Annotated in this window: 12 protein-coding genes and 1 pseudogene; 7 read left to right on the top strand and 6 right to left on the bottom strand. The window is 72.9% G+C overall.

The window, feature by feature from the left end; all coding sequences use genetic code 11:
- Window positions 1-52 precede the first annotated feature (52 nt).
- Entirely contained in the window at window positions 53-1039 is a 987-nt protein-coding gene (locus FXF68_RS07615; RefSeq protein WP_148758263.1) for an NAD-dependent epimerase/dehydratase family protein, read from the bottom strand.
- A 151-nt stretch (window positions 1040-1190) separates the two neighbouring features.
- Here FXF68_RS07615 and FXF68_RS07610 point away from each other — a divergent pair, with 151 nt between their 5' ends.
- The 7 genes from FXF68_RS07610 to FXF68_RS07585 all read left to right on the top strand — a co-directional run bounded on the left by FXF68_RS07610 (window position 1191) and on the right by FXF68_RS07585 (window position 6343).
- A complete protein-coding gene (locus FXF68_RS07610) occupies window positions 1191-2636 on the top strand; it encodes an MFS transporter (protein WP_148758262.1) in 1446 nt (481 codons plus the stop codon).
- 9 nt (window positions 2637-2645) lie between these two features.
- The gene (locus FXF68_RS42995) at window positions 2646-2999 is read left to right on the top strand and encodes a YciI family protein (protein ID WP_222869862.1); all 354 of its coding nucleotides are present in this window, start codon (window positions 2646-2648) and stop codon (window positions 2997-2999) included.
- A gap of 26 nt (window positions 3000-3025) precedes the next feature.
- Window positions 3026-4243 carry an RNA polymerase sigma factor gene (locus FXF68_RS07605; protein ID WP_246178467.1) on the top strand — a complete coding sequence of 406 codons (1218 nt, stop codon included), beginning with the start codon at window positions 3026-3028 and terminating at the stop codon, window positions 4241-4243.
- A gap of 176 nt (window positions 4244-4419) precedes the next feature.
- Window positions 4420-4815, top strand: coding sequence for a roadblock/LC7 domain-containing protein (locus FXF68_RS07600; protein WP_222869861.1), 396 nt, complete (start codon window positions 4420-4422; stop codon window positions 4813-4815).
- Window positions 4805-5479 (top strand): transcriptional regulator, encoded by a 675-nt coding sequence (locus FXF68_RS07595; protein WP_148758260.1) that lies wholly within the window; start codon window positions 4805-4807, stop codon window positions 5477-5479. Before FXF68_RS07600 ends, FXF68_RS07595 begins: the two co-directional genes overlap by 11 nt.
- A 41-nt stretch (window positions 5480-5520) precedes the next feature.
- On the top strand, window positions 5521-5949 hold the full coding sequence (locus FXF68_RS07590) for a roadblock/LC7 domain-containing protein (RefSeq protein ID WP_148758259.1): 429 nt from the start codon (window positions 5521-5523) through the stop codon (window positions 5947-5949).
- 22 nt (window positions 5950-5971) lie between these two features.
- Window positions 5972-6343 (top strand): hypothetical protein, encoded by a 372-nt coding sequence (locus FXF68_RS07585; protein WP_148758258.1) that lies wholly within the window; start codon window positions 5972-5974, stop codon window positions 6341-6343.
- Window positions 6344-6388: 45 nt separating this feature from the next.
- Here FXF68_RS07585 and clpB read toward each other — a convergent pair whose 3' ends face one another.
- From clpB to dnaK, 5 genes and pseudogenes are all read right to left on the bottom strand, one after another.
- A complete protein-coding gene (clpB, locus tag FXF68_RS07580) occupies window positions 6389-8986 on the bottom strand; it encodes an ATP-dependent chaperone ClpB (RefSeq protein ID WP_148758257.1) in 2598 nt (865 codons plus the stop codon).
- A gap of 56 nt (window positions 8987-9042) precedes the next feature.
- Entirely contained in the window at window positions 9043-9489 is a 447-nt protein-coding gene (locus FXF68_RS07575; protein WP_148348154.1) for a heat shock protein transcriptional repressor HspR, read from the bottom strand.
- 7 nt (window positions 9490-9496) lie between these two features.
- A complete protein-coding gene (gene dnaJ, locus FXF68_RS07570) occupies window positions 9497-10675 on the bottom strand; it encodes a molecular chaperone DnaJ (protein WP_148758256.1) in 1179 nt (392 codons plus the stop codon).
- A gap of 137 nt (window positions 10676-10812) precedes the next feature.
- A complete protein-coding gene (gene grpE, locus FXF68_RS07565; protein WP_148758255.1) occupies window positions 10813-11466 on the bottom strand; it encodes a nucleotide exchange factor GrpE in 654 nt (217 codons plus the stop codon).
- Window positions 11463-11740 (bottom strand): annotated as a pseudogene (gene dnaK / locus FXF68_RS07560) (molecular chaperone DnaK); the annotation flags it as partial. The gene grpE and the pseudogene dnaK, both read right to left, overlap by 4 nt.

Here is an 11740-nt window from a genome sequence, read left to right as displayed (position 1 = left end):
CTCTAGCGGACCGGACCCCGTCGCGTCCACCGAAGCGGGGTCATGGCCGGCGTCATGGATGGAGGGCCTTCGCTTCCGCCTCGGGGCTCAGCCCGAGGACGGGGCGGTCAGGACGCTGCGGTGCCTGTCCCCCAATGGACTGGAGCCATTCCCACGTATCGGCCACCGTTTCCTGGACGGGCCGACACCGCAGCCCGGCCGACAGGGCCTTGGACACGTTCACCCCATGGATCGTGTCGTACGCCTCCCCCGGCGGGATCCAGACCGGGAGGTCCATCCAGGGTTCGATGCCCGCGTCGAGGATGGTCTCTGGGGGCGTCCAGACGAGGTCTGCGTCGGAACCCGTCGTCTGGACGCACGCTTCGAGCAACTCGTCCATCGTCGTGTGGGTGGACGGGCAGACCAGGTCGAACGGTCCGCCCAGGTTGTTCTCGACGGCGTCCAGGGTCCAGGCGGCGAGGTCCCTGACGTCGATGTACTGGATGCCCGCGTCCCGTGGGCCGGGGGCGAGGACCTCGCCGCCTCGGGCGATCCGCGTCAGCCACCAGGGGAGGCGTCCGATGTTCTCGTAGGGGCCGAGGATGAGGCCCGCGCGCACCAGTAGCGCCCGGTCGCCGAACGCGCCGAGCGCGGCGAGTTCGCCGCCGCGCTTGGCCGCCGCGTAGTCGTCGTGGCCGTCGTCGTCGGGCGAGCCGTCCACGAGGGGCGCGCCTTCGCCGAGGCCCAGCGGCTCGGGGAACCGGTAGACGGAGCGGCTGGAGATGTAGGCGTAGGAGCCCGCCCGTCCGCGCAGGAGGCTCGCCGCGTCGCGGACGGCGGACGGCGCGCGCGACCAGGTGTCGACGACCGCGTCCCACGTCCCGTCTTCGAGGGCCGCGAGACCGCCGTCGGCGGTGCGGTCGCCGTGCAGGGACGCGACGCCCGCGGGCGGGTCGTGGCGGCCGCGGTGGAAGACCGTCACGTCCCAGCCGCGGGCGAGGGCGTCGTCGGTGACGGCGCGTCCGACGAACTCGGTTCCGCCCAGCATCAGAATCCTCATGAGGAGACTGTGCCTTCCGTACGTTCTGTACGGAACGGCTGCACGCTGAGAGCGGAACCGCGCTCCCGCGAATTTCTTCCCGGACGGATGTCGAAATCGGGCGGTCCCGATTGTCGACAGGGGGAGAGACGGTTCGTGGGAGGAGCGAGAGATGGATGTGGGAGGCCACCGCCGCGCGGCGCCGGGGCCCGAGCCGGAGCCGCGCCGCCGGGCGGCGCTGGGGCTGCTGTGCGCGGCGAACTTCATGGTGATCCTGGATTCGCAGATCATCCTGCTGGCGCTGCCGTCGATCGACCGGGACCTCGGGTTCGCGGGCGGCGGCGCGCAGTGGGTGCTGAGCGCCTACCTGCTCGGCTTCGGCGGCCTGCTGCTGCTCGGCGGCCGGATCGCCGACCTCGCCGGGCGGCGCCGCGCGTTCCTCGGCGGGACCGTCCTGTTCCTCGCGTCGTCGCTGCTCTGCGGCCTCGCCTGGACGGGCGGCGCGCTCGTCGCCGCCCGGGTCGCGCAGGGCGTGTCGGCCGCGCTGATGGCGCCGAGCGCGCTCGCGATCGTCACCGCGACGTTCCCGGAGGGGCCCGCGCGGAACCGGGCGATCGCGGTGTGGGGCAGCGTCGGCGGGTTCGGCGCGACGGCGGCGCTGCTGGTCGGCGGGCCGCTGACGGACGTCCTCGGCTGGCGGTCGATCTTCTTCCTGAACATCCCCGTGGCGCTCGCGCTCCTCGCCCTCGGGCCGGTGGCGCTGCGGGAGAGCCGGGGCGTCGCGCGGGCCTACGACCCGGTCGGCGCGCTGACCGTCACGCTCGCGGTGTCGGCGGCGGTGTACGGGGTCGTCCGCGCGCCCGAGGAGGGGTGGACGAGCGTCCGGACCGCCGCCGCGTTCGCGGTCGCGTCCGTCGCGGGCGCTCTGTTCGTGTGGACGGAGTCGCGGTCGGCGGAGCCGCTCGTCCCGCTCCGGACGTTCCGGTCCCGCGGCCTGACCGGCGGGAACCTCGTGACGGCCACGGCGGCGGCGACCGTGTTCGGCACCTCGCTCGGCGTCTCGCAGTACGCGCAGGGCGTCCTCGGATACTCGCCGCTGGCGTTCGGGTTCGCGTCGGCGGTGCTGCCGGTGATGGCGGTCGCCGGGTCGTTCGCGGCGCAGGCGGCGCTGCGGCCGGTGTCCGTCCGGCCGGTGGCGGTCGCCGGGCTCGCGGTGATGGCGGCGGGCTGCCTGCTGCTCGGCCGCGTCACGGCGGACGGCGGCTACGCGACCGGCCTGCTGCCCGGTCTCGCCCTGCTCGGGTTCGGGCTCGGCGCGAGCGCGGTCGCGGGGTCGGTGGCGGCGCTGTCCGGCGCGACGGACGGCGACGCGGGCCTCGCGTCCGGGATCAACACGGCGGCGTTCCAGCTCGGCGGGGCGCTCGGGGTGGCGGTCGCGTCGACCGTGGTCCTGTCCAGGACGCACGGGACGACTCCCGCCGCCCTTACCGCGGGATTCCGCGCGTCCTTCCACACGACGGCCGGGATCGCCCTGACAGGCGCGATCGTCGTGGCCGTCCTGCTGATCGCACCGTCCAGGCGACAAGTTCCGGAGCCTGGGAAAGTCAAAGTCCACTAGGAGGAAACGATGCAGTACATGATGCTGATCTGCGGCAAGGAGACGGACGTTCTCCCGCCCGACGAGCAGGCGGCCCTCATCGCCGACACCGAGGAATGGGTCAAGGAGATGGACGGGCGCGGCGTCCGCCGGATCGGGAACCGGCTGCGCCTCACCGAGGCGGCCACCACGGTCCGCGTCCGCGACGGCGAGACGCTCCTCTCGGACGGCCCGTTCGCCGAGACCAAGGAGCAGATCCTCGGCTTCGACCTGATCGAGTGCGCGGACCTGGAGGAGGCGCTCGAGGTCGCGTCCCGGCACCCGTCCGCGCGGCACGGCTCGATCGAGGTGCGCCCGCTCTGGCCGTTCGACGAGGAGGACTGACGGACGAGAGTGAACTGACGGACGAGGTGGCGGCGGCCTTCCGCGCCGAATGGGGCCGGGTCGTCGCGACCCTCATCCGCGTGACCGGCGACTGGGACCTCGCCGAGGAGTGCGCCCAGGAGGCGTTCGCGCGCGCCCTGGAAACCTGGCCGGTCGACGGCGTCCCGCGCAACCCGGGCGCCTGGCTGACCACGACGGCCCGCAACCACGCGCTGAACCGGCTCCGGCGCGGCGCCACCGAGACCGCCAAGCTGAGGGAGCTGACCGCCATGTCCGGCCCGCCGGAGACGCCGGATCCGCCGGACGTGAGCGGCGTCTCCGACGACCGGCTCCGGCTGATCTTCACCTGCTGCCATCCGGCGCTGCCGCTGGACGCCCGCGTCGCGCTGACCCTGCGCACGCTCCTCGGCCTGTCCACAGCCGAGATCGCGCGGGCGTTCCTGGTCTCGGAGACCGCGATGGGGCAGCGGATCGTCCGGGCGAAGCGGAAGATCCGGCAGGCGGGCATCCCGTACCGGGTGCCGCCCGCGCACCTGCTGCCGGAGCGGACCGCGTCCGTCCTCGGCGTCGTCTACCTGCTGTTCAACGAGGGCTACGCGGCGTCCGGCGGCGCGGATCCGATCAGGGGCGGGCTGTGCGCGGAGGCGATCCGGCTCGCCCGGGTCCTGCGCGACCTGATGCCGGACGAGCCGGAGGCCGCCGGCCTGCTCGCCCTCCTCCTGCTCCAGGACTCGCGCCGCGACGCCCGGCAGGACGCGGCGGGCGACCTCGTCCCGCTCGAAGAGCAGGACCGCGACCGCTGGGACCGCGCCGCGATCGCCGAGGGCACCGCCCTCCTGGACGCCGCCCTCCGCCGCGCCGCGCCCGGCCCGTACCAGGTCCAGGCGGCGATCGCCGCCTGCCACGCCACCGCCCGCCGCGCGGAGGACACCGACTGGCCGCAGATCGCCGCCCTCTACGACCGCCTGCTCGCCCTGACCCCGAGCCCGGTCGTCCGCCTCAACCGCGCCGTCGCGATAGCCATGGCCGACGGCCCCGAAGCGGCCCTCCCCCTCCTGGACGACCTGGAAGCGGACCTCCCCGGCTACCACCTGCTCCCGGCGACCCGAGCCGACCTCCTCCGCCGCCTGGACCGCCCCGAAGAGGCCGCCGCCTTCTACCGCGAGGCCCTGTCCCTCGCCCGCGCCGAACCGGACCGCCGCTTCCTCGCCCGCCGCCTCGCCGACCTCGGCCTCGCGGATTGACGTTTCTTGATATGGCCGAATCCGGACCGGCCCCGGCACGACCAGCCTGACCGGTCGCCATACCAAGAAGTATTCATCTCCCACGCGGGAAATGTTCCGGGATGTTTACATCGGGTGACGCGGGCGGCAAAGTTCTGGCTATCGTCTAGTTTCTGCAACTCTCATTCGGTGGGGGAATGGGCTTGCGCATTGACGACTGCCTCGCGTCCATGATGGCCATTCCGGGAGCGCGGCGGGTGACGCTGGTCGACTGCGCCAGCGGGCTCGCCGTCGCCGCGGCGGGCCGGGAGGACCTCGTCGACCAGCACGAGGACGCCGCCGGAGCGACCGACGTGGTGCGCGCGGTGCTGGCCTCGCCCGCGCTCAGCGCCACCGCGGCGGGCGACGACGTGGAGGAGATCATCGTTTGCGGCACCGACGGATATCACCTCCTGGTCCTCACGGGAGCGAATATCGACGGGCATCTGTTCGTCCATTTGCTGCTGGGCCGGGAAAGGGGGAACCTCGCGCTCGCGCGGCTCCGCATGCGCGACATCGTCGCCGAAATGGCGGGCGGCCGAGATGGCGGCTGAGATCGCGGACGAGAGGGTCGCCCATGCCCTCGGCGCGCTGGAGCGGGAAAGGAGCACCGGCCTGCTGCGGATCGGGGACGACGGCGCTTTCCAGATCGTCCGCGGGGCCGTCGCGCACGCCGAGAGCCGGCACGCGCCGGGCCCCGGCGAACCGCCGGACGGGTCCGGCCGGGAACTGCCGGAGCTGCTCGCCGTGTTCGACGCCGCCTACTTCCTCCTCGGCTCCGCCGCCGAGCCCGACTTCACCGAGGGGCCGCCGAGCGCCCGCCCGCGCCGGATCACCGCGGCGACGCTCGTGCACGAGCGGCGGCGGCGCCGCGGCCTGCTCGACGCCGCCTGGCCGGACGCGGGCGTGGACGTCGCGCCCGTCGTCCCGGTCCGGCGCGTCCGGCGGCAGCGCGTCATCCTGACCGGCGTCCAGGCGGAGATCCTGCTCAACGCCGACGGCCGCCGGACCCCGGCGGACCTCGCCGCGCACCTCGGCCGGACGGCGTTCGGCTGCCTGCTCGCCGTCCGCGGCCTGGCCGCCGCGTCCCTCCTGCGAACAGAACACCAGTCCACAAGGCGGCGCCCGCCCGCCCCATCCGGAATCCCGGCCGGTTGGGCGCCCGCCGACAGGGACCTGCTCGTCCGGCTCCACACCGCGCTGACGGAGCTCGGCTGACCGTGCTGAACCGGGCCCGCTTGATCGAAAGGCTGACGAAGGTGGCGAAACGGACCGGGACGGCGGCGCCGCGACCGGGGGCGGGACAGCCCGGACCCGAGGCCGCGCTCGCGGCCGAGCTGAAGGAGCTGCGGGCCCGCGTCCCGCTGCTCACCGGCAGCCTCGTCGCGTCGGCGGACGGGCTGCTCATCGCGCACGACCTGCCCGGCTCCGTCGAGCCGACCGGCATGGCGGCCGTGACGGCGACCGGGCTGTCGCTCGCGCACCGCATCGCGCGCACCGCGCACGGCGGCGCCTTCCACGAGGTCGTGATCCGCGGCGTGGACGGCTACGTGGTCATCTACGCCGCCGGCCCGCACGCGTCCCTCACCGTCCTCGCGGGACCGGACGTCAACGTCGGACGGCTCCACCTGGAGTCGCGCCCCGCCGCCCGCGCCATCGCCGCGCACCTCACAGGCGCACGTTCATGACAACGATCGGAAGGGAGCACGCATGTCCAGCCTCGACCTCGCTCTGAAGGACATGATGTCGATCGACGGGGCCATCGGCGTCGCCGTCGTCGACTACGACAGCGGGATGGCCTTAGGCCAGCTCGGCAGTTCCAAGACCCTCGACCTCCAGGTCGCCGCCGCCGGGAACACCGAGGTGGTGCGCGCCAAGCTCCGCACCATGGAGCAGCTCGGGCTCAAGGAGGACATCGAGGACATCCTCATCAGCCTCTCCGCCCAGTACCACGTGATCCGCCCGGTGACGGGCCGCAAGGGCAAGGGCCTGTTCCTCTACATGGCCCTCGACCGCACCCGCGGCAACCTGGCCCTGACCCGCCACCGCCTCCGCGAAATCGAAGAAAACCTCGAAATCTGAGCCCGCGGCCCCGCCGCCCGCCCAACGGGCGGCGGGGGCACGGTTTTACTTGGTGAGGGTTAGGCCGCGGGTTGGGTGGACGGTCAGTTTGTCGGCCTGTTCGTCCAGGTCGACGGTTACCTCGTCGCCGTCGCGGACTTCTCCGGAGAGGAGTTCGCGGGCCAGTTGGTCGCCGATCGCGGTCTGGACCAGGCGGCGCAGCGGGCGGGCCCCGTAGAGCGGGTCGTAGCCGGTGAGGGCCAGCCATTCGCGGGCCGCGGGGGTGACGTTCAGGGTGAGCTGGCGGTCGGCGAGGCGTTCGGCGAGCTTGTCGACCTGGAGGTCGACGATGCGGGTCAGCTCGTCGGTGGACAGGGCGTCGAAGAGGATGACGTCGTCCAGGCGGTTCAGGAACTCCGGCTTGAAGGAGTTGCGGACGGCGTTCCAGACCGCCTCGCGCTTCGCGCCGTTCTCCAGCGTTGGGTCGACCAGGAACTGCGACCCGATGTTGGACGTGAGGATCAGGATCGCGTTGCGGAAGTCGACCGTGCGGCCCTGCCCGTCGGTGAGGCGTCCGTCGTCCAGGACCTGGAGGAGGATGTCGAAGACCTCCGGGTGCGCCTTCTCGACCTCGTCCAGCAGGACGACCGAGTACGGGCGGCGGCGGACGGCCTCCGTGAGCTGCCCGCCCTCCTCGTAGCCGACGTATCCGGGCGGCGCGCCGACGAGCCGGGCGACGCTGTGCTTCTCGGAGTACTCGCTCATGTCGATGCGGGTCATCGCCCGCTCGTCGTCGAACAGGAACTCCGCGAGGGCCTTCGCCAGCTCGGTCTTGCCGACGCCGGTCGGGCCGAGGAACAGGAACGAGCCGGTCGGACGGTCCGGGTCGGAGATGCCCGCGCGGGCGCGGCGGACCGCGTCCGACACCGTGCGGACGGCGGTCTCCTGGCCGATCAGGCGCTTGCCCAGCTCGTCCTCCATGCGGAGGAGCTTCGCGGTCTCGCCTTCGAGGAGGCGTCCGGCGGGGATGCCCGTCCAGGACGCGACCACGTCGGCGACGTCGTCCGGGCCGACCTCCTCCTTGACCATCGGGGTCGTGTTCTCGGCGGCCTCGGAGGCTTCTTCGAGCTGCTTCTCCAGCGCCGGGATCTCGCCGTAGGTGAGGCGGGCCGACGTCTCCAGGTCGCCGTCGCGCTGGGCGCGCTCGGCCTCGCCGTGGAGCTGGTCGATGCGCTCCTTGATCGCGCCGACGCGGTTCAGCCCGGCCTTCTCCTTGTCCCAGCGGGCGACGAGGGCGGTCAGGTGCTCCTGCTTGTCGGCCAGGTCGGCGCGGAGCCTTTCGAGCCGCTGACGAGAGGCTTCGTCCGTCTCCTTGGAGAGGTTCATCTCCTCCATCTTGAGACGGTCGACCGTGCGTTGCAGCTCGTCGATCTCCACGGGACGGGAGTCGATCTCCATGCGGAGGCGGGACGCGGCCTCGTCCACCAGGTCGATCGCCTTGTCAGGCAGGTAGCGCGAGGTGATGTAGCGGTCGGAGAGCGTCGCCGCCGCGACCAGCGACGAGTCGTTGATCTGCACCTTGTGGTGCGCCTCGTAGCGGCCCTTGAGCCCGCGCAGGATGGCGATCGTGTCCTCGACGGACGGCTCGCCCACGAACACCTGCTGGAACCGGCGCTCAAGCGCGGCGTCCTTCTCGATGCGCTCGCGGTACTCGTCCAGGGTCGTCGCGCCGATCATGCGCAGCTCGCCGCGCGCCAGCATCGGCTTGAGCATGTTGCCCGCGTCCATCGCGCCCTCGGCCGCGCCCGCCCCGACGACGGTGTGCAGCTCGTCGATGAACGTGACGACCTGCCCCTCGCTCTCCTTGATCTCGTTCAGGACGGCCTTCAACCGCTCCTCGAACTCGCCCCGGTACTTCGCGCCCGCGACCATCGCGCCGAGGTCGAGCGAGACGAGCCGCTTGCCGCGCAGCGACTCCGGGACGTCGCCCGCGACGATCCGCTGCGCCAGCCCCTCGACGACGGCCGTCTTGCCGACGCCGGGCTCGCCGATCAGCACCGGGTTGTTCTTCGTCCGGCGCGACAGCACCTGGACGACGCGGCGGATCTCCGAGTCGCGTCCGATCACCGGGTCGAGCCGCCCGTCGCGGGCCGCCGCCGTCAGGTCGACGCCGTAGCGCTCCAGCGACTGGTACGTGCCCTCCGGGTTCTCGCTGGTCACGCGGGCGTGCCCACGCACCTTCGCGAACGCGTCCAGGAGTGCCTGCGGCGTCGCGCCGAACTCCTTGAGCAGGCCCGCCGCCGGACCGCCGTCGGCGGCGAGGCCGACGAGCAGGTGCTCGGTCGAGACGTAGTCGTCCTCCAACTGCTGCGCGCGGTTCGCCGCCGTGTTGACCGACCGCTGGAGCTGCCCGGACAGCCGCGGCGTCGCGACCGTCGAGCCCTGCGCCTTCGGCTTCGCGGCGAGCTGCTCCTCGGCGCGCCGCCGGATCGCCTGCCAGTCGGCGCCGACCGCCTCCAGCAGCGGGACGGCCGTGCCGTCCGCCAGCCCGATCAGCGACACCAGCAGGTGCTCGGGCTCCACCTCGGGGTGCCCCTCGGCCGCCGCCCGGCGGACCGCGACCGACACCGCCTCCTGACTCTTCTGCGTCAGCTTGTAGTCCATCGCCCCACCCTGTTGTTTCTGGGGGGACGTCCCCCCAGGCCCCCCGACAACTGCTTTCAGTCTCTGCCGCGCTCGTGCCAGACGACGACGCTGGTGTGCCTGATCGGCACCAGGTCGGCGCCCGGCGTGGCGGGCGGCTCCCCGCGCCGCCGCTGCTGCGCCAGCCGCGCCGCGACCGCGCGGGTCGATTCGAGTTCGTTGGCGAGCTCGTCCAGCGCGGCGTGCGCCTTCGCGAGCTCCTCGTGGAGCCGCGCGTTGTCGCGCTGCAGCTCCAAAATGTGCTTGATGCCGGACAGGTTGATGCCCTCCTCCTGCGAGAGCCGCTGGATCTCGCGGAGCATCACGATGTCGCGCATCGAGTAGCGGCGGCCGCGGCCCGCCGTCCGGCCGGGGGACACGAGGCCCATCCGGTCGTAGGTCCGCAGCGTCTGCGGGTGCAGCCCGGACAGCTGCGCCGCCACCGAGATCACGTAGACGGGCGTGTCGTCGCCGAAGGGATTCATGACGGGGTCACTCCTGCCGTGCCTGCTGGACGAGGTCGGCGCGCAGGTCGTCCCCCGAACCGGACTCGCGCAGCTTGACCAGGGCCTCCCGGGCCTGGTCGTCGAGCTTCTGCGGGACCTGCACGTCCACGGTGACGAGCAGGTCGCCCTTCGTGCCGTCCCGCCGGGTCGCGCCGCGGCCCTTCACCCGGAACTTGCGGCCGTTCGGCGTCCCCTCCGGCAGCTTCAGCGTGACCGGCTGCCCCTGGAACGTCGGCACCCGGATCTCCGCGCCGAGCGCCGCCTCCGGGAACGTCACCGGGACGGTCAGCGTCAGGTTGTCGCCGGTCCGGCCGAACACCGGGTGCGGACGGACCTTGATGTTCACGTACAGGTCGCCGTGCGGGCCGCCGTTCTCGCCGGGCGCGCCCTTGCCCTTCAACCGGATCTTCTGCCCGTCCGCGACGCCCGCCGGGATGCGGGCCTGGATCGTCCGGGTGCCGGTCGCGCGGCCGCTGCCGTTGCAGACGGGGCACGGGTCGTCGACGACGAGGCCCCGGCCGTGGCACTCCTTGCACGGCTCCTGGAACCCGAAGTTGCCGAGGTTGCGCGTCTCGTGCCCGGTGCCCTCGCAGTTCGGGCACACGCGCGGGACGGTCCCCGCCTTCGCGCCCGTCCCCCGGCACGAGTTGCACGCCGCCTCGCTGGTCAGCTTGATCGGGACGGTCACGCCGTTCATCGCGCGGCCGAACGGCAGCGTCACGTCGGTCTCGACGTCCGCGCCGCGCCGCGCCCGGCGCGCGCCCGTCGTGGTGGTGCGGGTGCCGCCGCCCCGGCCGAACAGGCCGCCGAACAGGTCGCCGATCCGCTCGCCCGCGCCGCCGGTCTGCGTCCCGCCGCCGGGACCGCCCTGCCCGAACAGGTCGCCGAGGTCGAACGGGAACCCGCCGCCCTGCTGGCCGCGGAAGCCGCCCGGCATCGACCGGACCGCGTCGTACTCCTTGCGGCGCTTCTCGTCGGACAGGACGTCGTACGCCTCGGAGACCTCCTTGAAGCGGTCCTCCGCGTCGGTGTCGCCCTTGTTGGCGTCCGGGTGGTACTTGCGGGCCAGCTTCCGGTAGGACTTCTTGATCTCTTCCTGCGAGGCGGTCTTCGCGACACCGAGGACCTTGTAGTAGTCCTTCTCCAGGTAGTCCTTGGTGCTCACGGCGCCCCGCTCTCTGCTCTCGCCACTTGCCTCATGTCGTCACGCGCTCCCCGCCGGGCCCGCCCCGGCCGGGGCGGGCCCGCGAGGGTCCTTCATAGGGGTCGGTGCCCCCTGGTCCCCCGGCGTGCGCCGGAGGGTCATTCGCCTTCGTCGCCCTGCGCGTCGTCCGGCGCGCCGCCGGACTCCGCCGCGTCGGCGTCCGGGCCCGGCTCGGCCACCGCGACGCGCGCGGGCCGCAGGACCCGCTCGCCGATCCGGTAGCCGGGCTGCAGGACGTCCATCACGCTCGTCTCCGTCACGTCGGACGAATAGGCGTGCATGAGCGCCTCGTGCACGGTCGGGTCGAAGGGCTCGCCCTTCTCGCCGTACCGCTCCAGGCCGAGCTTGCCGGTGACCGCCTCCAGGCTCTCCGCGACGGACTTGAACCCGCCGTTGAGCTCGTCGTGGTCACGGGCGCGGCCGATGTCGTCCAGCACCGGGAGCAGCTCGGTCAGCACCTGGCCGAGCGCCTGCTCGCGGACCGCGACCCGGTCTCGCTCGACGCGCTTTCGGTAGTTGTCGTACTCCGCCTTCAGCCGCTGGAGGTCGGCGAGACGCTCGGCGAGCTGGGTCCTGAGCGAGGCGACCTCCTCGTCCGCGGCGGTGGCGCCCCCGTTCGCCGGGGCCTCCGGGGCGGACGACGCGGACGCCGCCTGCTCCCGGACCTTCCCCGTCTCGGGATCGATGCGCCGCTTGTCGCGGATCACCGGACCCTCCTTGCTCTCCTCGCCCTCGTTGGGAGAGGACGTCACGATGCATCACCCTTCGGCTTGTCCTCGTCCACGATCTCGGCGTCGACGACCTCGTCGTCCTGCGGCTCGCCGCCCTGGGCGTCGGCCGTGGGCCCGTGGTCCTCGGCGCCCGGCTGCGCGCCCTCGGGGTTCTGCGCGTACATGGCCGCGCCCATCTTCTGGCTGATCTGCGCGAGCTTCTCGGCGCTGCCCTTGATGGCGTCGACGTCGGTGCCCTCCAGGGCCTTCTTGACCTCGGCGACGGCGTCGCCGACCTCGGTCTTGAGCTCCTCGG

Origin of the sequence: Actinomadura decatromicini (assembly GCF_008121305.1) — a bacterium.
GTDB classification, from domain to species: domain Bacteria; phylum Actinomycetota; class Actinomycetes; order Streptosporangiales; family Streptosporangiaceae; genus Spirillospora; species Spirillospora syzygii.
This window is presented reverse-complemented; position numbering and strand designations above follow the sequence as displayed.

What these genes read in the sequence shown, in the direction of transcription:
- FXF68_RS07615 (WP_148758263.1), bottom strand. Translation starts at nt 1,039, where the DNA reads ATGAGGATTCTGATGCTGGGCGGAACCGAGTTCGTCGGACGCGCCGTC.
- FXF68_RS07610 (WP_148758262.1), top strand. Translation starts at nt 1,191, where the DNA reads ATGGATGTGGGAGGCCACCGCCGCGCGGCGCCGGGGCCCGAGCCGGAG.
- FXF68_RS42995 (WP_222869862.1), top strand. Translation starts at nt 2,646, where the DNA reads ATGCAGTACATGATGCTGATCTGCGGCAAGGAGACGGACGTTCTCCCG.
- FXF68_RS07600 (WP_222869861.1), top strand. Translation starts at nt 4,420, where the DNA reads ATGGGCTTGCGCATTGACGACTGCCTCGCGTCCATGATGGCCATTCCG.
- FXF68_RS07595 (WP_148758260.1), top strand. Translation starts at nt 4,805, where the DNA reads ATGGCGGCTGAGATCGCGGACGAGAGGGTCGCCCATGCCCTCGGCGCG.
- FXF68_RS07585 (WP_148758258.1), top strand. Translation starts at nt 5,972, where the DNA reads ATGTCCAGCCTCGACCTCGCTCTGAAGGACATGATGTCGATCGACGGG.
- clpB (WP_148758257.1), bottom strand. Translation starts at nt 8,986, where the DNA reads ATGGACTACAAGCTGACGCAGAAGAGTCAGGAGGCGGTGTCGGTCGCG.
- FXF68_RS07575 (WP_148348154.1), bottom strand. Translation starts at nt 9,489, where the DNA reads ATGAATCCCTTCGGCGACGACACGCCCGTCTACGTGATCTCGGTGGCG.